Origin of the sequence: Microcoleus sp. w2-18bC1 (assembly GCF_036700365.1) — a bacterium.
Taxonomy (GTDB): domain Bacteria; phylum Cyanobacteriota; class Cyanobacteriia; order Cyanobacteriales; family Microcoleaceae; genus Microcoleus.
In genome coordinates this window covers 247,731-266,522 of the sequence record NZ_JAUBOS010000001.1, presented here as the reverse complement: position 1 = coordinate 266,522, position 18,792 = coordinate 247,731, and the positions used below count along the sequence as shown (strand labels likewise).

At 46.9% G+C, this 18,792-nt stretch carries 15 protein-coding genes and 1 tRNA gene; 5 read left to right on the top strand and 11 right to left on the bottom strand.

Annotation, left to right across the window (positions count from 1 at the left end):
* The first annotated feature begins 285 nt into the window (after positions 1–285).
* Positions 286–359: transfer RNA gene (locus QT979_RS01085), tRNA-Arg, on the top strand.
* A 171-nt stretch (positions 360–530) separates the two neighbouring features.
* Here QT979_RS01085 and QT979_RS01080 read toward each other — a convergent pair.
* From QT979_RS01080 to QT979_RS01045, 8 genes are all read right to left on the bottom strand, one after another.
* Positions 531–806: a flagellar alpha dynein gene (locus tag QT979_RS01080; protein WP_333307687.1), complete on the bottom strand. Its 276-nt coding sequence runs from the start codon at positions 804–806 to the stop codon at positions 531–533.
* Positions 807–838: 32 nt separating this feature from the next.
* Positions 839–1,207, bottom strand: a complete 369-nt coding sequence (locus tag QT979_RS01075) for a hypothetical protein (RefSeq protein ID WP_333307685.1) — start codon at positions 1,205–1,207, stop codon at positions 839–841.
* A 139-nt stretch (positions 1,208–1,346) separates the two neighbouring features.
* Positions 1,347–4,349, bottom strand: coding sequence for a DUF5906 domain-containing protein (locus QT979_RS01070; RefSeq protein WP_333307683.1), 3,003 nt, complete (start codon positions 4,347–4,349; stop codon positions 1,347–1,349).
* A 746-nt stretch (positions 4,350–5,095) separates the two neighbouring features.
* Positions 5,096–5,716 (bottom strand): hypothetical protein, encoded by a 621-nt coding sequence (locus QT979_RS01065; RefSeq protein WP_333307682.1) that lies wholly within the window; start codon positions 5,714–5,716, stop codon positions 5,096–5,098.
* A 193-nt stretch (positions 5,717–5,909) separates the two neighbouring features.
* Positions 5,910–6,431, bottom strand: a complete 522-nt coding sequence (locus tag QT979_RS01060) for a hypothetical protein (RefSeq protein WP_333307680.1) — start codon at positions 6,429–6,431, stop codon at positions 5,910–5,912.
* On the bottom strand, positions 6,431–6,796 hold the full coding sequence (locus QT979_RS01055; protein ID WP_333307678.1) for a hypothetical protein: 366 nt from the start codon (positions 6,794–6,796) through the stop codon (positions 6,431–6,433). Before QT979_RS01055 ends, QT979_RS01060 begins: the two co-directional genes overlap by 1 nt.
* A complete protein-coding gene (locus tag QT979_RS01050) occupies positions 6,789–7,253 on the bottom strand; it encodes a hypothetical protein (RefSeq protein ID WP_333307677.1) in 465 nt (154 codons plus the stop codon). The genes QT979_RS01055 and QT979_RS01050 overlap by 8 nt, the downstream gene beginning before the upstream one ends.
* A 131-nt stretch (positions 7,254–7,384) precedes the next feature.
* A complete protein-coding gene (locus tag QT979_RS01045; protein WP_333307675.1) occupies positions 7,385–8,596 on the bottom strand; it encodes a tyrosine-type recombinase/integrase in 1,212 nt (403 codons plus the stop codon).
* Between the two features lie 266 nt (positions 8,597–8,862).
* Between QT979_RS01045 and QT979_RS01040 the strand changes: the two genes are divergently transcribed.
* The 4 genes from QT979_RS01040 to QT979_RS01025 all read left to right on the top strand — a co-directional run bounded on the left by QT979_RS01040 (position 8,863) and on the right by QT979_RS01025 (position 12,857).
* Entirely contained in the window at positions 8,863–9,018 is a 156-nt protein-coding gene (locus tag QT979_RS01040; RefSeq protein WP_333307673.1) for a hypothetical protein, read from the top strand.
* 98 nt (positions 9,019–9,116) lie between these two features.
* Positions 9,117–10,745, top strand: coding sequence for a site-2 protease family protein (locus QT979_RS01035; protein ID WP_333307671.1), 1,629 nt, complete (start codon positions 9,117–9,119; stop codon positions 10,743–10,745).
* Positions 10,746–10,985: 240 nt separating this feature from the next.
* Positions 10,986–11,936, top strand: a complete 951-nt coding sequence (locus tag QT979_RS01030; RefSeq protein WP_333210355.1) for a hypothetical protein — start codon at positions 10,986–10,988, stop codon at positions 11,934–11,936.
* Positions 11,937–12,188: 252 nt separating this feature from the next.
* Positions 12,189–12,857 (top strand): hypothetical protein, encoded by a 669-nt coding sequence (locus tag QT979_RS01025; RefSeq protein ID WP_333307669.1) that lies wholly within the window; start codon positions 12,189–12,191, stop codon positions 12,855–12,857.
* A gap of 45 nt (positions 12,858–12,902) precedes the next feature.
* Here QT979_RS01025 and QT979_RS01020 read toward each other — a convergent pair whose 3' ends face one another.
* The 3 genes from QT979_RS01020 to glpX form a co-directional block, all read right to left on the bottom strand.
* Positions 12,903–15,923 (bottom strand): UPF0182 family protein, encoded by a 3,021-nt coding sequence (locus tag QT979_RS01020; RefSeq protein WP_333307666.1) that lies wholly within the window; start codon positions 15,921–15,923, stop codon positions 12,903–12,905.
* Between the two features lie 209 nt (positions 15,924–16,132).
* Positions 16,133–17,425, bottom strand: a complete 1,293-nt coding sequence (locus tag QT979_RS01015; RefSeq protein ID WP_333307663.1) for a glutamyl-tRNA reductase — start codon at positions 17,423–17,425, stop codon at positions 16,133–16,135.
* 145 nt (positions 17,426–17,570) lie between these two features.
* Positions 17,571–18,608 carry a class II fructose-bisphosphatase gene (gene glpX, locus QT979_RS01010; RefSeq protein ID WP_333038520.1) on the bottom strand — a complete coding sequence of 346 codons (1,038 nt, stop codon included), beginning with the start codon at positions 18,606–18,608 and terminating at the stop codon, positions 17,571–17,573.
* Positions 18,609–18,792: the final 184 nt, after the last annotated feature.

The following is an 18,792-nucleotide window of genomic DNA, read 5'->3' as shown; positions in this document are numbered from 1 at the left end:
TTGGGGTTTCAACTCGACCTCTAAATACTTTACCCGAGTTTACGTCCTACCTAGTTTTGATTGTAAATTGACAATTATGCGGTTTGCAGGTGAGTCCCTCCAGCTTTTGTCAGATACAGTCTTGAAGGCAAAGGCACTCTCATCATCTTGGTTTTTTTCCCGAACCATCGCGCTGCAAGCCATATTTTTCTAGATAAAAGCGGTTTCTGCGTAAGTCATCAAATAATTTACTTGCTCGATCGCACACTGCACCGATACAATAATGTTGTTAGCAATTTTTGAGTTGGGTGCGTAACTCAGTTGGATAGAGTAGCTGCCTTCTAAGCAGCGAGTCGCAGGTTCAAGTCCTGCCGTACCCGTAGATAAAACCTAATAGTATCAAGGGTTTGAGCCGTTCTTTGCCGAAAAGTAGAGAGCGGCTCAAACCTTATTTGTTTCGCATTTGTTTCGCATTTTGTTTCGCACAACAAATGCGAAACACTGCCTATCTGGGTCAGGTGGTATCCCGGCATCCTTTCCCCAGACACGGGTCAACTCTCCGGGCCCAATATTTCCAAGAACGTCTCCACGTCTGCCAAGTCCGCTCTGGATTTTTTACGCCGCGCTTTCAACTGGTTGAGCAAGTCGGCCGGCTCTGGAAATTTCGCCACGGTCGGAGCCGAGTTTTTATTTTCCTCCCGATCGCGCTGCGCTTCCTTGAGCTCTTGCTCCAGCATCTGCACCTTCAGTCCCAAATCGCCGTTGCGCTCGTGTAACTGATTCAGTTCTGTATCCCATTCTGCAAGCTGCTTGTTGGCCGCTTTCAATTCCTGCCTGAGTGATTCATCGTTGCCGTCACTCAGGCGCTCAATTTTCCCAGCCGTTCCTCAATGGCGGCCATCCGCTCCATCACGGGGTCAAGGCGATCGGCTACAGCCTTGTCTACAGTGTCTACAATATTTGTAGACACGACGCTATCATTGCTTCGTGTAGACAAGTCTGTAGACAGTGTAGACAGCGTGTTAGTGTCGCTTGGTGTAGACAGTGTAGACAGCGTGTTAGTGTCGCTTGGTGTAGACACTGTAGACAGCGCTGTAGACGTGCCTGAGACTTCCTTGAGAATGCGCTGTGCAGCTTGACTTACCGACTCACCATCTAGCCTCTGAGCTTCTATCCAGTTCAGGAAGTGACCGGAAGCCCTGAACGATACGACTTGACTTTGACTCATTGTAGACACCTGTATACAGTATTTGTCTACAATAACCGATAACTGTCTACACTGTCCACACCTTGTAGACAAAACTTGTAGACATGAAAATCCCCCAGTTAAGGGGGATGGGATTGAGCCGTCAGTTGTCAGGTAGCGGCTAAATTTTTCCTTGGAGATGGATGAGTTCAGTAATTCGCTCACGGACTAACTCGTCTTCTCCCTCCAACCAGTCAGCGATAGTAGCAATGCTGTATTTCCGTCCCGGCGTATTCCATCCGAACATTTGAGTAAGCAGGGCTTGTAAATGTTCAGAACGGTACTCTGGCCACCAGATTAGTGCAATGTCTCGCATTTTTTCTGCGTCCTCTGGGCTGATAACTTCAGGTAATGATGCCACTGCCGGCTCTGACTCCGGTTTTAGTGGGGATTGAGATTGCTGAGATTGAGTGAGTATTTTGACCATTTTCTCGCGCTCGCTTTGTGGCTGCTTTGAGAACCATTGCAAAAATTCTGTAAAAAGTGAAGATTCATCGCAAGGATAGCAAGGTTCTTTCTGTGTAAGGGTTTCATCGCCAGCGCCATCGCAAGTCACTTGCCTTGAACCTTGCGATGAAACTAGCTCTGTGCAAGAACCTTGCGATACTTGCGATGAATTTACAAGTTTCAAGCCAAAAATAAATTTGTGACCGTAACGCTCCTGAGTGTCAACGCGGCGCTCAATCTTGGGAAACAATTCCCGCAAGCGCAAATACAAATCTTGAGACTTCTTCACCGGTGAATCGTAGGGTGATTCAGCTTCCCACGACTTTTTAGATTTTGTGCCGGAGTTGTCAACGGTCAGCCACCCATTTTCCTGATACCAGTCCTCCAAAATTTTATAAAGGTCTCCAATGTAGACCTTGCCCTCGGGATTAAATTCCAATCCAACCTCGCGGGCAAACTGCCACAAATGCCGACTTTCCTCTTGAGCTTCCCGCATCGCCTCACGGGTTGCGTTGTAGTCAATACCCTCAGCCAACAAAAGCGGCATCCGCTCCAACATCTTGTTGAGCATCGCCGGCGCAATCCGCTCCAGAATAAAGTCTGGGTCATCCTTAAAACGCGGGTCAGCTTCTAACTCTCCCTGAGATGCCACAGCGGCGCGCTTGTAAGTTTTCTTAAAGCTCAGGATGCCGTAGCGGTCATCAATAGCAGCCGTCCCCCCAGTGATAGACGGTAGTTTATTGCAGTTAGCCAAAAAGATAGCCGTCGGCTTGTACTCATAACTGTCCTTACCCTTGCGCTCAATATCAATCGGGTCGCCCGTAATGAACTGCTTAAGACTTTGAAGAGCGTCAAGACTCACATTTGAAGCATTCTCAGAAGCCCAATTACAGACACCGCCCTCAATCGTAGCCAGTGCAAATTTACGTCCACCGTCGTAAGCCTTGAAGTCTGACAGCGACTTCCCAGTCATACCCCGCCCAAAGACAGCGGCTAACACAGCCCGCAGCGTATCCTTGCCGTTAGACCCTTCGCCGTAGCACAGCAAACCCTTGACTCCCTTGCCAGTCAGTTTTGACCGCACCAGCTTCAAATTCAACGCAGCAGCAGCAGTCCGCAGGAATATCTCGCGCTGTGCCGGCTCAAGACACTCTAAAAGGCGATCGCAATCGGCGCTATCAACATCAGGGTCATACTTACTCCCAACGTAGGTATAGACCTGGTTAGGGTCGTGCGGCACAAGCGAGTGAGAGCCATCAGGATTAATCCTCACTACCCCGTTAGAGCAGTTCAAACCGTCAGGATTTATCTTGTTTGGGTCAACCGCATTCCGATTCACAACCCAGTTGAGAACCTCAGCGACGTTACTAGACTTGGCTCGGTTGTTGACCCAAACACCCTTTACCTTTTCCGCGTAGGTATTGAGCCAGTCACCGATACGACGCTTTTCCTCGGATTCCGATCGCAGTTCGTAGTGACTGCCGACATAGTGATAAAGCTGACCTCCAATAGATTTCCAGTGACCGCCTGAGTAAAGTGCAGCCTCTGCCTTTTGTACGAAGTTTTGCAGTGCAGTCGGTGCTGTGTCTGGGATGTAGTCACTTGCACTACTGTCATACTTCTGGCATACTACTTCTTCTCGCGTACGCGGGTGAGGAGTAAGAGAAATAGAAGTAATTGATTCCGTTGCAGCGTCGTTGACTGCTTCCTCTACCAGCCGGATGAATTCCTCACTATCTATGGCTTCCAAGATTTCTCTGATGTCTCCCGCCTCTGGAATATCTGGGTAAATGACACGTGGGTCAACAACCACGCAAGAGAATTGAATGTGACGGGCAACCAGCCAAACTTCTTGACCCTTCTTGATACCTGCGTCATCGTTATCGCGCAACACTGCAACACTGACGTTTTTGCCTGTCGCTTGCAGAGTTTCGAGCATTATCTGAATTTCGGGATGGCTCCAATTGGAACCTTGCAGTGTTAGTCCTGCAATGCCGATACCCCTCGCACGGTCTACGTTGTCTTCCCCTTCCAGTATTGGAACGAGTACGGGTTCATCGTCGGGTAGTGCTTCTAGTAGTTCGACAACTTCCTTGATCTGATATGCGGGCCAGCGAGTATCGCCCTTGCTCCAGACTTCCTTGCCACTAGGGTCTATGTGAATTTGGCGGCAAGTTTTGTCGCGTCCCTTTGGTTTACTTGCGTCTGACCAATCAAACCGCAAAACCTTTTGAGTGTCGCTGTAGGCGTAGGTAATTTGTGTGGCACTGTCGGGAACGCCTTTGGGAAAGTATTTAGGTTGTTCGGTGCGAGGTGGCTTTCCGGGTGCGGGTAATCTCAGAAGTTTCGCGCCGATCGGAACTGGTACGGGTCGGTATTCCTTCTTTTTGGCTTTTGGTTTTTTTGCCTGTGGCGCGGGCTTGTCCTCTTTGCACTCTGCTAAAAATTCAGCCAGTGGCCGGATAGCTTCCCGAATATCAGCGGTTGAGCAAGCGTTTGTCCAGCACTGATACTTGCCGTTCTTGTGGTTGATCCCTAAGCTATGACCTTCGCAAACGGGGCAAATATAGTAATTTTTGGCTTTGCCTGGTTCCAGTTTGTCGAGATGGTCGCGGATATCAAATTTTTTGGGGGTGCTTGAAGTTTGGTCGTTGTTCGGAGTAGAATTGTCGTACATGAAAATTAGCTCGCCCCAAGACGAGTTTAAATCCTCAAAACCGTTGCGTGTAGGTCTCAATTACTGGCAGCGGTTTTTTGGTGTTTACAGTTTTTGGAAAATTTAAGGCATAGGAGAGACCGCCCCGCTAGTTATTGACTAGGGGTGCGATAACGCTGTCAGTAAGGCTGACGCCGATTAAGCCATTGCAGAATTTAGCAATAAGCCTCGTGTGTCCTAACAGTAAGATTTGCTCTACAAAGCGCAGATACTTTTTAGTATCCAGAACCTTTAAGAGGCCCAAATACTCACACCAAATCGCGCAGATTCTTTGAGGGTTAATTCTGCCGTGATGCTTGAGAAATGACCGCAGACTTTTTCGAGTTTTTCTGCGGGCCTCTATCTTTTCGCGTGGTGTGAGTGGGCGGTTGTCCATGTGAAATATTTTAGGCGACTGGTGGGCTCTTGTAGAGCGTCCGAAATGTCGGACTAAATCTAGAATTGCGAGCGCTAGCCTCGTATAATCTCGTATTTAGACAAACTCATATGAGTTTGTGCCGTAGAGAGGCTCTGAAACTGCTGGAATCTCGTATATTTTGGTATAACGAGTTATTTACAGAAACTCATATGAGTTTCCGCCGTAGAAAGCCTTGTACAGCAAGGGTTTTAGGTGCTAAAAAGGGAGTGTGGAAAGTTGTGTACAGAAAATCGAACCCTATAGGGTTTAGCTTTTATTCGTCATTACTTCCCACACTGGCTCAAGTGTGCTATGCCTCCTTTTCAAACTGGCTAAGCAAACTCTGAAGTTTAACTTTGCCCTCTGCAAACTTTCTCCCCTTCATCTTGAGAATATTTTCAACAATCCAAGTCGGACTTTTGCCCACTTCCCGTGCTGCTACCACTTCCGCATACAGCGCTTTATCTAGGGGATTTTGTTCAGATGTGGTAGTCAAGGTAGTCACTTCCGGCTCTTGTAAGTCGTTGCTGTATATGGCTTCCAATGCCTTCCGCGCTTCTTCCACGTCCTCACCAGGGGAAGCTAAAAGTGTTTCGGCTTCCTGTTGCCTCGACTGCTGACTTACATAAGCACTAACTGCAATTTCATCAGCCACATCAGCTTTGATCGCCCTGGTTTTCCATTCCTCAATCTCATTTTCCTCTGCCAATTTACGGGCGATATCCCCCGCGCCAACTGCACAAGCAACAGCCCCACACAAACTCAAACCCTGAATGGCCTTATGCCAGCTAACTTTTTTATCGAGCGCGGTGAGGGGAGTCAGCCAGAGGGCGATCGCAGTTCCCGACAAAATCCACATTTTCAAGAGCATAAATAAATGCCCCCGCCGATGAGTGCCATTGCCAGAATTGCCAAAAGTAAAGCGTGCCAATTTGGCACAGAAATCTTAAGCCAGCCTGAGACTGAGAAATCCAAGAGCCAGCACAGACCCCATAAAATAAATGCTGCTGCTGCCAAAAAGGCGATCGCTCGGAATGACATCGGATGCAATGACGCTATCCATCCCAGAAGGGAGGAAGCGGCGCACCCGGCAACAAAATAGTTTGTCAGGCTAGCCGCTCTCATTAGTTCGCCCCTCCCGTGAGTTTTGCCTTGATAGCGTCGATATCTGCCCGTGCCTTGGAGTCTGCATTATCAAGCCTTAACCCTTGCTTGGCATAACCTTCGCGCAATCCATGAAGCCCTTTGGCGTAGGTAGTATTTGCTTTGATTTTTCGGAGTTCATTACGGGCAATGCCACCCTTATATTTCGCGTGTTCTTTGTGTACCTTAGTGTCCGCCGTATCAATCCGTCCGAGCGCGGTATAGAGGCGTTTGGCGTACTTAGCGCCTGACTCGCACTGTGTGGCCATCTTCTCCATCGCTTTCGCTTCTTCCTTGTCCGCGTAGCGGGGAGATTCAATTACCGGAACCGAGCGGATGCTAGCAAAGTTGCCGGGATTCATTGGACTTAGGGCGTAAGCATCTGTCGATGCCAGCACTTTTGATTTGTCGATTGAGTGGCTGCCATCATTGACGGCTAGCTTGCCTCCTTCTTTGGTCGCGTCAGCTTGACCGCCACCGAATAAGCGCAGTTGTAAGCTCATTATTTACCTACCTGAATTGTGATTTTTACAGGAAAAAGATTTAGCGGATTGATGCGGGGAAACATCCCCAGAATCAGCACAGCGAAGCCAACCGACGCAAGAGCCAGAGCGAAGGCTTGCCCAAAATCCACCCACTCCAAAAGGTTGCAGGATGAGTTTTGTTGAATGTTGCCAGCGGTCGTTGGAAGAGGAAGTGTTTCGGACTTCGGCTCAAACTCCAGTCCGTGCAGGTTTAGAAGCGCTTCCCATGTGGAAGTTTTTGTGAGCTTCCCAAACTTCCGAGCGTCATCGTCGCAGAACCCGCAAGCGTAAGCGACTGTTTTTAGGTGGTCAATCCGGCGGCAAGAAGCGGGAGGCTTAGCCATGTTTGACAAGCCTCAGCGTGTTGCCTGCGGCCGGTTCTCCCTCAAAACAGGGATAAGACCAAGCACTGCAAGTGCTGTGCGTCCAGTAAATGTAATAAACCCAAGTGTCGCGGGGGTGGTAATAACCATTTTCTGGCAAATAGCACAGCCCTACAACCTCGCCAAAATCAGTAGCAAATTGAGGGGCGTCCTCTTCCTCGTTTCCCTCCCAGTCCAGAGCAACTAAGTCACCGATCGCAAATTCAGGACGAGGGAACCGGCTCAGAGGAGTAGCTATAGGTTGAGCGCGGGGAACAAGGCACAACAAAGCAGCCGACACAGCTTTCTGTAAAAGCTCACGCCGGGGAAATGTAAAGTGTTGCGATCGCCCATCAGGGAACCGCGCCGAAATTGGCATAATTATTAAGCTCCAACCGTTGCGATATAACGTTTGGGGAAGTCGTGACTTGGCTAGCATTGCAAGTGCTTGTCAGTCGCGCATCAATCTTCCTTACCTTTAGAGTGCAGGTTTACAGCCACCGTGTCAATAGCTAGCTGTAAAGTTTTGTGTCCCAAAAAGTTGCCCCTAGAATCAACATATTAACAGTATCAAAGCGGGCGTAAATGCTCCAAAATTTTGTTGTCTAAATAGTGGGAATTAATAATACTTTCCGACGTATCACACCAGCGAGCAATTACCGCAGATGGGATACCTTGCGCTAATTGTTCGCTAATAAAAGTATCCCGACAAGAATATGGAGTAGTAGGCTTGTAACCAAGTTCTCGCGTCTTGTCAGTGATAGGCACAACTATCTTGTGCCAAGCTCTTTGAGAAAAATTGCTGTAGTTGATTACCTCCCCAGTTGGAGAAGAAAAAACCAATTTTTTAGAATCAAACTGTTGTGGCTTAATTGACACTAAAAACTCTTTCAACTCATTATTACAGGGGAATTTTCGGTGTTTATTATTTTTGCTGCCCTTACTCTCAACAGCTTTACCCTCAATGAACTGAATACTGCCGTTGAACAAAACGTAAGAACAGTCTGGCGAGATATTCCCCCAAGTCAAGCCAATAGCTTCGCTAGGACGACAACCCGTTAAAAACCAAAACTTTACCAATGGGTAGTATGTGTGGTAGCAGTGTCCGGGCTTATTCTTGTGAGACTCAAAAGCTTGTAGCACCAGCGTCTTTTCTTCAGTAACAAAACCATTAGGGGCGGGGTCGTTTTGCCAGTTGTACTTAGGCAAATCATTAGCCATATCTTTGTAGGGACTAACAGGCAAAGTAATCAACCTGTGCTTGATACCCCAATTAACAGCAGCATTTAAGTGGGTGAGAATGCGCTTAGTCATGTCCCCCGTTGTTGTCCCTAAAAGGACTTCGCGAACTTCTAGCGCTTGCAGAATATCCGAAGGACACTTGGCTATGTGTCGCCCCAACGTAGTCTGCAAGTAGTGCAAAGACTTTGGCTTGAGCGCACCCTGCTTGTAGTTTAAATATTTGTCCCACAACTCTTGTAGCGTCAGACTTGTTGCCCCAAATTTAGCCTGTACCAGGTTACTGCTGTGTTTGTGGGGTTGGACAGGCTTGTATTTGCTTAAATCATTTGGGTCAAACATTCCTCTAAGGATGTCAACCTCAATCTGCTTAGCCTTGCATTCTGCGATCGCCCGGTTTTCCAAAGTATCAGGTAGACCCATGCACACAAACTTATTTCTACCCTCGTAAAGCTCGCGAGGCAAATGAAGGCGTAGCAGACCTCGGCTTACCATCACCCCTACAGTCCCATTTTTCCGACGCTGAGATTTGTTTACTTGCATGGTTAGGTCATTAACTCTGCACACCTACAGTACCAAATTGTTTCGCATTTGTTTCGCATTTGTTTCGCATTTTGCATGATAAAAAACTAAGAAGCTTACGCAGCAAGAGATAGAATAATTTAACACTCCTGCCTTCTAAGCAGCGAGCCGCAGGTTCAAGTCCTGCCGTACCCGTTACACAAATTTAATGATATCAAGGGTTTCAGCAGTTTTCTCCTGCCAAGAAAAGAGAGGCTGAGATATTATTTGCTTCGGATTTGTTTTGGATGACCGAAATCCAAAACAAATCCGAAGCAAAAGCCCCACCTGCCAAACTGGGCGAATCTTCCTGCTTCTGGGCGATCGACACTGCTACCTTTCTGAGTATAGGTTTGACACAGCCGATGCTTTATCATAAAAAGTCTATTGTGTCAATAGACTAGATCCTGCGAGGTTCAAACAGCACCAGCAGCAGGTTGTGGGCCGAGTAGCCCTCAGAGGTTATCCTTAGTAATCAGGCTAGTTTCCGACAGGTTTGGATATGTTCCCAACAACTCTATTTAATGTTCCCCAAAATTTAATGCTATTACTCGACCGCAGCGCGATCGACCGATTAAAGCCCCTATTGGCGCAAACAACCGGAATGCCTATAGTTGCATCGGAAAATACGGCAACAATTGCGCTCGTATTGGTTGCTCTGGGAATTCTGGGTTGGGGATTTTATCGCGCCAGACCTTTTGGCAAACTGGGAATTTTGGCTTGGTTGCAGTCTGTTGCCCTGATGAGTCCCTGGCTGTTGTTCTTTGGTTTGTTCGCTGCCGGAATTTACCTCAATCTAGTTGCGGTATTGTTGCTGCTGGTGGCATCCACGGGATTATACATTTATCTGGGCCGGCAATTGCGTAAGGCTGCATCTGAGACAGTGCTGCCGCGACCGGATGCTGCTGAGGTAAAGTCCCAAAGCGATGCTTTCTCGGACCCTGACTCGCAGCCGACACCAGCCAAAGAAACCATAAAGATCGTCACCTCCTCGCCTGGGAATAATGAATCAGAAATAATTCCCGTTCCGGTGGAAGATCTCAAGGCAATTAAAGGCATCTTTGGAATTGATACTTTCTTTGCCACAGAGACGATTCCCTATCAAGATGGGGTAATTCTCAAAGGCAATCTTCGAGGAGACCCAGAACAAGTACACTCACGTTTGACGGCAAGTTTGAAAGAAAAATTAAACGATCGCTACCGTCTATTTTTAGTAGAAAATCAGGACGAGAAGCCCGTAGTTATTATCTTGCCCAGCACCAACGACCCGCAGCCCACAACTGTGTCTCAAAAAATCCTAGCAGTCGTCCTGCTGCTGGCAACAATTGCTACTAGCTTAGAGACAGGCGGTTTGCTGCTAAGTTTCGATTTCTTTAACTCGCCGGCTAGATATCTAGAAGTTCTGCCAATTGCAGCGGGAATTTGGGCGGTTTTAGGATCTGGGGAAATTGCTCGCCGAGTGCTGGCAAATCGGTACAAGGTTGGCTTGAGTTGGCCGTTTTTTATACCAACTTTGCAGATAGGTTGTTTTGGAGCGATCGACCGTTTTGAGTCGCTGCTACCCAACCGTAAAGTTTTGTTTGACATCGCTTTTGCCGGGTCAGCGGCTGGGGGAATAGTTTCTGTGCTAATGCTGGTAACGGGTTTGCTGCTGTCTCACCCCGGCAGTTTGTTCCAAATTCCCGCAGAATTTTTCAAGGGCTCGGTTTTGGTGGGAACTTTGGCCAAAGTGGTTTTGGGTTCGGCGTTGCAGCAGCAGATTGTTGACGTTCACCCGCTGGTAGTTATCGGTTGGTTGGGCTTGGTAATAACGGCGATTAATTTGATGCCGGCGGGACAGTTGGACGGGGGTAGAATCGTGCAAGCCATCTACGGTCGGAAAATAGCCAGTCGCACTACTTTGGCGACTTTTGTGGTGCTGGCTATCGTTTCTTTAGTTAATCCTTTGGCTCTGTATTGGGCGATCGTGATTCTGATTTTACAGCGGAATCTGGAGCGGCCGAGCCTCAACGAGCTGACTGAGCCTGACGACGCTCGCGCGGCTTTGGGTTTGCTAGCTTTGTTCTTGATGATTGCTGCCCTGTTGCCTTTGACTCCGGCTTTGGCTGGCCGTCTGGGAATAGGGAATTAGCAGTAGTCGGGCATCTTTGGTAATAGGCTCTTGGGTTGCGGTAAATTAGTGGAATATAGGAATTGAGCGATCGAACTGGGAACTGAAGGGAGATCGGGTTCCTAACTACTAATTTCCCATTAATACCCGCGCCCAGGGCAATTTATCTACTACCAAAAGTTGATTTTTTTACAACCCAAAATTTGTTTAAACTCGATCGATTAAGTTTAAATAAGTTATCTGAGCCTATAGGATACAGTCATGGCTAATCAACTTCCTCCTGTATTGGTAACTTTTGATGCAGATGTTTTAATGACTGGCCGAACCCAAGTTTGGCAAGAATATGCGAAGGTGGGAACTTGCTATATCCCAGAAGTAGTGTACGACGAAATAGATCGTCTGACAGGGCAAGCGGTGGAAAAAGCTCAAGAGCAAGTAGCTAGAGAGTTTATGCGATTTTTTGCCGACAGCGGCTGGATTGCAACTGACGCTCAGGAAACACACCGCGCTCTCGAACCTTCGATCAAAAATCAAAGCAAGCCAGCAATGCTGGTGGTGGCGACGGCTCAGTGCGTTTACGGTTTGGCTCAAGAACACCCGGACGCATTGGTGATTTTTGTGTCCAACAGCCAGCCTCTGCTGAAGCGGCTGGCTTCTGTAGGCGCTACGAATCTCTGCGGGATTACCGGGGCGATGCTGTTAAATTGGGCGAGGAAAGGGGAACGCCCGCCGGCGGCGACTCAGCAATTGCAAAGTTTGATGCGTACCCTCGCCGAACGCAAATCGACTCAGCGCCATAACAGCAGAATTCAGGATGCTGCTGTTGGCCACACGGGGGCTTCTGCTAGTAAGTTAACGGGAACCCGCGGCGCTTCTGAGCTAAACTCGCCCAGCAGTTTTACTAAAACTAATAAAACGGGTTTGACTGAGAGCCGCAGTGCGAGTTCGCGGCCCAAAACACCGCGGCGTAATCGCGAGGAGGCGAGAGATTACGAGCCGGCTGTATATCGCATGAAACATATTACACCTCCGAAAAAAAGGGACAGCGGTTTTCTGTCTACTGTGTTCAATTTTTTGGGAGCGTTATTTTTCTTGACGGTAGCGGTAGGTATTTTGTGGCGAGTGTTCGATGTTAGGGGTTTTAGAAAGACTTTTGTGCCGGCTCTACCACAGCCTGTGCAACAATTTGTTAAGTCGATCGACCCTAAATAATCTGGTTTTCTGAAAATTTCACCTTCTGATGTGGCTGATTGGTGCTTTCGATCATCGTTAATCCTGCACCTTGGGAAACTGGAATAGCACGCTTGGTTCAAAAATGAGTTCCCTCCCCTAAATATAGCGGTAAGGTTTTTGTGGCGCACCCTACGGTTAGAATGTCTGGCATTAGTCCGCTGGGAATTTTCAACGGCTACTATCACAACAGAAGGCGAACGCTTCAATTTAGTGCTCTAAAAATTCCTTGCCATGCTGAACGGGAACGAAATAATTAGTGGATTAGCATTGGCTTTTGGGGGTTTTGCGTATGCTTTAGTATTTTTTGTTCTTCTTCCCTTCAGACAGTACGATTATGCAGCACCACTTGGGGCAATAGCAATGGCGATCGCCCTTACTGTAGCAATGAATTGGCTACTATCTGCATCGTTGCTAACCGGCTGGAGTTGGGTGGCTGCATTATTTGGTTTTCAGGTAGCCCTCATATTTTTTGGTAGCGTGTTTTTGGAAGATGGGCTGTACCTGCCAAATTTGTTGTTTTTGGGAACTATGATCGTAGGATATGTGAGCGTTTATACCAGTTTTTCACAACAAAAAACACTGGTAATTGTGGGTTTATGTACAGTATTTTTCCTAGCTTTAATGTACTTCTCTTCGATTGGTGGCTATGTGATCAAAGGCAAAAATCCGTTTCAGGGTTCTTCTACCCAGATGCTGCCACTGTTGAATCAAAGGGTAGAAATTATCACCGACAATCCCAAACAATTTTATTTGAATGGTAAAACTGGCGAACTCACGCATATTTACCGTTATGAGGTGACTGTGAAACTAGATTCGGGAGGAGACGAGAGATTGATGTGGCCCTATGTTGATGTTTGGTGGCAGGATATTAAGGCTGCTAGCGAACAGAAATCGCAGTAATTTATATCATTTCCGGTGGCACCGACGGTGCCACCGAAATTGATATCATTCACTATTTAAAGCTGGTGCTGTTCCTTCTACAGGTCGAATAATGACCGATTTATTAGTAGATTGTTGCTGAAAAAGTGCTTTGAGTGCCCATTCAAGATTTTCTGCCATGACTATGCGGTTTTCGTAGACAGCAATAACTCTGACTAAAGTTGGCAAACTATTGCGCTCTGCTTCTAGGTAAAGAGGTTCCACATACAGTAAAGATTGTTCAATGGGAATTACTAATAAGTTTCCTTGAATTGCTTTTGAACCCTGGCGATTCCAGAGAGATATTTGTTCGGAAATAACTGGATCTTGGTTAATTAAAGCTTCTATTTGTTCTGGACCGTAAACTAATCGCTGTTTTGGAAACAAGTACAAGAGCAATTTTCCGTAATTGCCACCATCAGATCTACCTGCAATCCAAGCAATTAAATTGTTGCGACTGACTGGTGTAAATGGAAGCAGCAAAATAAATTCTTCTGCTGTTTCCGTTGGCAGCTTCATAATCAAATAATACGGTGCTACGGGCTGCTGTTCGCTGCCATAAATTTCATTGGGAACTCGCCACAAATCCTCTCGATTGTAAAATACTTGCGGGTCTTCCATATGATAAGTTAGCAAGCGTTCGGATTGAATGCTGAACAAATCTACTGGATATCGGATGTGTTTTCTGAGAGCCGGAGGCATTTTGTCAAGGGGTTTGAAGAGTCCTGGAAAGATAGCCATCCAACTGTTAATAATCGGATCGGAGGGATAGGCAACGTAGAAGTCAACAGAGCCGTTGTAGGCATCAATTACTACTTTGACAGAGTTACGGATGTAGTTAAACTCATGCTTTCCTGGGTCAGAATATGGATAGCGATCGCTCGCTGTATAGGCATCGATAATCCAGTAAAGATAGTTGGGAGATTTATCAGTAGCCGAGGGTGAAGGTTTAATCTTGTTGCTAGTTTTATCTTTTTGTTTTTCTATATCATCATGGCTAAGATTGGCGTTAGCTACTACTAAATACGGGTCAGAATCGTAGCGCAAAAAAGGAGCGATCGCCCGGACTCTTTTATTAATATTTCGGCGGTACAGTAATTTAGTTTCTGGGGTAAAATTGCGCGTCAGCGCCATTTGCCAATTTTTGAGATAATTAGCAAACAGCCAGCGCCGCCACAGAGAACCGATCGCAATTCCGCCCCTACCGCTGTAAGTATTGTAAACATTGTCTTCGCCGCTAGGATAGTCGAATTCTTTGACTTTCGTGGGCGTCATCGCGTCTGTATCGGTGATTTCGCCGTAGTAAATGCGCGGGTAGCCGATCGGAATACTAGCCCGAATTCGATCGCTAGTGACTTCCAAAGCAGTCTCTCCTTTCTGGGCTGCAACTCCAATATCTTTGACAAAATAATCCGGTAAACCGCCGACACCGACTCTGTTTACGGGAGAAAGAGTAAAGCCGTAACCGTGAGTGTAAACTAGGTGTTCGTTCACCCAAGTTTGAGCATCCGGGGCAACTGCTGTGTAATCTAATTCTCGCGCTGCCAGAAAAACTTGTTGGCTTTCTGAATCTCCCTTTTGTGCTTTTTCATTTCTGATTGTGTAGCGATCGATATCGGCATCAGGAAATGTATAATATGGTCTAATTTGCTGTAACTGTCGGGTGGTTTGCAGCAGCGGCCTCTTGTCCCATAGCCGGATGTTGCTAATAGTAAGTTGATTTTTTTCTAAGTCGGCATAAGTAAGTTTTCCGGCGGGATCGAATGTTTTTATTTCGATTGTGTTGAGGTCAAAGGCTTCTTTAGTAAAGGCAATACTGCGCTGAATATACGGCTGTTCTCGTGCTAGTTCGTTGGGTTGAACTATGAGTTGCTGCACAATTTGTGGCAGCAGCCAACCTCCCACAAGAGTTAAAGTCACCCATGCTAAAATAATTTTTTTTAGTAGTTCATTTTTAATTTTGAATTGGTAAACCTGGCACAGCATCAAAACGGCGATCGCCGCCGCCAAAATACTCAAAAATCCATAGACGGGTAGTCGCACTGTCACGTCAGCATAATTTGCCCCGTAAGTAACGTCTCCCCGCGCATACAGCAATGCGTAGCGCCCCAGCCAATAGCGGAAAGCAACGGCTAGCATGGAAGCTGCACCCAACCCGTACAAGTGCCGCTGCTGCGATCGAGAAAACCCCAAAAATCTCCCTTGACTCAGGCTATTTCCCGACAGCAAATATGTTAAAGCACAAGATACTAAACTGTACCAAAATACAACTGTCAGCCAGAATCCTAGCAAATCTAAAATTGGCCAAATAAATACATAAAAGCTAATATTGTGATTGAAAATAGGGTCTGTTTTATTAAAATTAGTAGGGTTAAAATATTGCAAAACATTTGTCCAGCGACTGGTGGCAATAAGCCCGATCGCTAAACTGATAAAAATGGCGATCGCCCGCAGCCACAAATCAGGCTTAATTACCACAGCTAACATTGTCCCCAGCAACAAGCCTAACTGCCACCAGCGAGAAAATAGCTGCACCGCCCCATGCTGGATTGACTCAATTCCCAACTGCACGGGCGGTGGAGGTACATTCCCCGCTATACCGAAATAGGTGAGGCTATTTGCAGCTAACAGCCCGCAGTGAATTATTATAAAAGTTGTGAGCGAACTCAATCCGAATACTGCTAACAGCAGCCAGGAAAAGGTAATTTGGGATTTAGCAACAGGTATTTCGTAATTCCTCCCGATATTCTTCCCCGTTTTGTTCGCCCCCAGTGAAGTGAATAGCGCCTCCACAACCGGCGATTTCATTTCCTCTGCGGGATGTTGCAGGCGGCGGGCTAAAGCCAAATTTCCCAGCAAAAAGACAGAAGAAACAGCAATTGCGATCGTCCCCAACAACCCTTGAGTTTTCAGCTTTAACAGAAAAACCTGAAGATATCCAACTTCCTGAAACCAGAGAATTTCTGCTGCAATGCGGGAGGCTAATTCAAAAACCAGCCATAGCCCCGCAATCAGTAGGATTATTTGACAAATTCGCCTATTAGTCATTAGTTATTAGTCATTAGTTATTGGTTGAATGATAACTGATATCAGGTTCGAGCAATTTACCCTCCCGAATGATGCTTTAGCCGCAAGGGTTGGAGGCATTTTTATTCATGGTAATTGACCGGGCATAATATGACTCCTGCTTTCCAGTCAACGGCTAACTGCTTTCCTGTCAACTGACTAATGACTAATGACCAATAACTAATGACAAACTAGCTGTACTGCTGATTGACATCCACATCCAAATTAAACAGTGTTTGCAAAGTTTGCATCGCTTGCCGCCGCGCCTCAATATCCTGCTGAGCGCGCAACTGTACCATCGGATCGTGCAAAATCTTATTCACAATCCCCCTTGTTAAAGATTCAATCACGTCTTGATGTTTCTCCGAAAATTCCGAACCCAGACGCGATAAAGCTTTTTCTAACTCTTGTTCCCGAATCAATTCTATCTTATCCCGCAAACAGCTAATAGTAGGAACCGTTTCCAGACTGCGCCACCAGAGATCAAAAGCCTCTACTTCCTGTTCCAGCAAGCCTTGAGCTTCCATTGCCATTTTGCGACGGCTTTCGTGATTTTGAGCTACCACTGCTTTCAAGTCGTCCACATTAAACGATCGCACATTAGCGAGTTCGTTCGCATCCGAGTCAATGTTTCGTGGCACAGAAATATCCACCAACATCAAAGGGCGATTCGGGTCTAAAACCGCTTCCAATTTAGCTTTATTTAACAGTGGCTCAGTAGCTGCGGTACTGGTAAAAACCAAGTCAGAACTGGCAATTATCTGCATCATTTCCGAGAGCTGATACAGGTGCAATTCAGCATCTTTAAACTGACCGGCCAACTCTAGAGCGCCCCGCACAGAACGGTTGACGATCGAAATATGGCTAGCTCCTTTTGAGAGCAAATGCTGTACCAAAAGTCGCGACATTTTGCCAGCACCGATAATCGCAATTTTGCTGCTTGCTAAATGCTGACCTTTCATTTGAGCCAATTCTGCCGCCGCCGAACTGATAGAAACTGCACCGGTACCGATGCTAGTTTCCGTGCGAACTCGCTTCCCTGCTGTGAGAGCTTGCTTGAACAAGCGCTCTAAAATTCTGCCTACACCTTTGTACTGCTGGGCGAGTTTGTGAGTTTGTTTCACCTGAGCCAAAATTTGTCCTTCTCCGAGCACCAAACTATCGAGACCAGAAGCCACTCGCATCAAGTGCATCACCGCATCTTCGTGCAGCAAAATAAACAGGTGAGGGCGCAAAGACTGCACATAAACTTTACTGCATTCTGAAAGGAACTGAATAACCTCTCGCACACCAGGCTCCGACTCGCTGGTAACAATATAAATCTCTAAGCGGTTGCAAGTGCTGAGGATGGCAACCTCTTGAATGTGCGGGTAGCCGCGCAATTGGGCGATCGCTGCTTCAACTTTCTGTTCTGGAATGCTCAGTTTTTCGCGAACTTCTACCGGCGCTGTTTTGTGGCTGAGACCTACGACTGCAATATTCATATCTGTGATTTGTCACTATTTCTTTCTTAGTTGTTAACAGTCACCTGTTATTAGTTCTTAGTTTATCGCTAATTGCTAATCATCGGTGACTGTTAACCGTTAACTGTTAATTGTTAACATTTAACTGTTAACCACTAACTAATCACTAATTCAATTGCAAAGATTTCGGCTGGTCAAACATATGGATTGTATCCACAAACCGAGCAGTTTTCGACTGAGAAGAAATTACCAAACTTTCAGTGCGAGCGCCACCGCCAAAGAAGCGAACTCCATCCATCAGCGTTCCGGGAGTAATCCCGCAAGCTGCAAACAGAACTGTTTCTCCAGATGCCAACTCTTCAGCATTGTAAATCTTGTCAGGGTCTGTGATGCCCATGTCTTTAAGTCGAGCGATATTGCTCTCTTTGCTTTCACCGATCAAACCAGTTTTTACAACAGCCGGATCGTAAATTAACTGCCCTTGGAAGTGACCGCCCAAGCAGCGCATTGCTGCTGCAGAAATCACACCTTCGGGTGCAGCGCCAATACCCATAAGTGCGTGGATGTTGGAACCAGAAAACGCGCAAGAAATCGCTGCCGAAACGTCGCCGTCGCTGATCAGCCGAACTCTTGCACCCGCTTGCCGAATTTCATTAATTAAATCTTTGTGTCGGGGGCGATCCATGACCACCACCACCAAATCTTCAATACTGCGGCCGAGACAATCAGAGATAATTTTGAGGTTTTGAGTTGGCGTTTTGCGAATATCTACATGATTCTTAGCAGCCGCAGGAGCAGCCAATTTGTTCATGTAGAAATCCGGTGCCGCAAACAAACCACCTTTTTCAGAGATTGCCAAAACTGCCATCGAACCGTTTTGACCGTAAGCAACCAGGTTAGTACCTTCGCAGGGGTCAACAGCGATGTCAATTTCGATCAATTCATCTATGTTGCAGACATCTTTGGCATCTTCGCGGGTACAAATACCTACTTGTTCACCGATGTAAAGCATTGGTGCGTCATCGCGTTCGCCTTCGCCGATCACGATGCGGCCGCGCATATGAATTTTGTTCATGCGCTCCCGCATGGCTTCTACAGCCACTCTGTCAGCTTCATCTTTCTCGCCTTTGCCCATCAAGCGAGCGGAGGCGATGGCTGCCTGCTCAACTACTTCGATAATCTCTAAACCGATTACATTGTCCACGAACTAGATCCTCCCAACTGCTGATGCGTGCCTTGTGCTCTTTTGCACTCCCAGCCATCAAGTTTATCAGAGGCGGGGATCTGTGCGAGCGCAAGCAGTTGCTTAGTTTGTGTTAACTTTTGCTTCTTTGATACTGGGGCTGGAAAATCTGATCCCAACAAGCTCAAAGATGGATCGCCCCAAT

Bases quoted from the DNA above. Each gene is read 5' to 3' on its own strand.
- QT979_RS01020 (WP_333307666.1), bottom strand. From the start codon at position 15,923: ATGACTAATAGGCGAATTTGTCAAATAATCCTACTGATTGCGGGGCTA.
- QT979_RS01055 (WP_333307678.1), bottom strand. From the start codon at position 6,796: ATGGCTAAGCCTCCCGCTTCTTGCCGCCGGATTGACCACCTAAAAACA.
- QT979_RS01030 (WP_333210355.1), top strand. From the start codon at position 10,986: ATGGCTAATCAACTTCCTCCTGTATTGGTAACTTTTGATGCAGATGTT.
- QT979_RS01015 (WP_333307663.1), bottom strand. From the start codon at position 17,425: ATGAATATTGCAGTCGTAGGTCTCAGCCACAAAACAGCGCCGGTAGAA.
- QT979_RS01045 (WP_333307675.1), bottom strand. From the start codon at position 8,596: ATGCAAGTAAACAAATCTCAGCGTCGGAAAAATGGGACTGTAGGGGTG.
- QT979_RS01035 (WP_333307671.1), top strand. From the start codon at position 9,117: ATGTTCCCAACAACTCTATTTAATGTTCCCCAAAATTTAATGCTATTA.
- QT979_RS01075 (WP_333307685.1), bottom strand. From the start codon at position 1,207: ATGAGTCAAAGTCAAGTCGTATCGTTCAGGGCTTCCGGTCACTTCCTG.
- QT979_RS01060 (WP_333307680.1), bottom strand. From the start codon at position 6,431: ATGAGCTTACAACTGCGCTTATTCGGTGGCGGTCAAGCTGACGCGACC.
- QT979_RS01025 (WP_333307669.1), top strand. From the start codon at position 12,189: ATGCTGAACGGGAACGAAATAATTAGTGGATTAGCATTGGCTTTTGGG.
- QT979_RS01050 (WP_333307677.1), bottom strand. From the start codon at position 7,253: ATGCTAGCCAAGTCACGACTTCCCCAAACGTTATATCGCAACGGTTGG.
- QT979_RS01040 (WP_333307673.1), top strand. From the start codon at position 8,863: ATGACCGAAATCCAAAACAAATCCGAAGCAAAAGCCCCACCTGCCAAA.
- QT979_RS01070 (WP_333307683.1), bottom strand. From the start codon at position 4,349: ATGTACGACAATTCTACTCCGAACAACGACCAAACTTCAAGCACCCCC.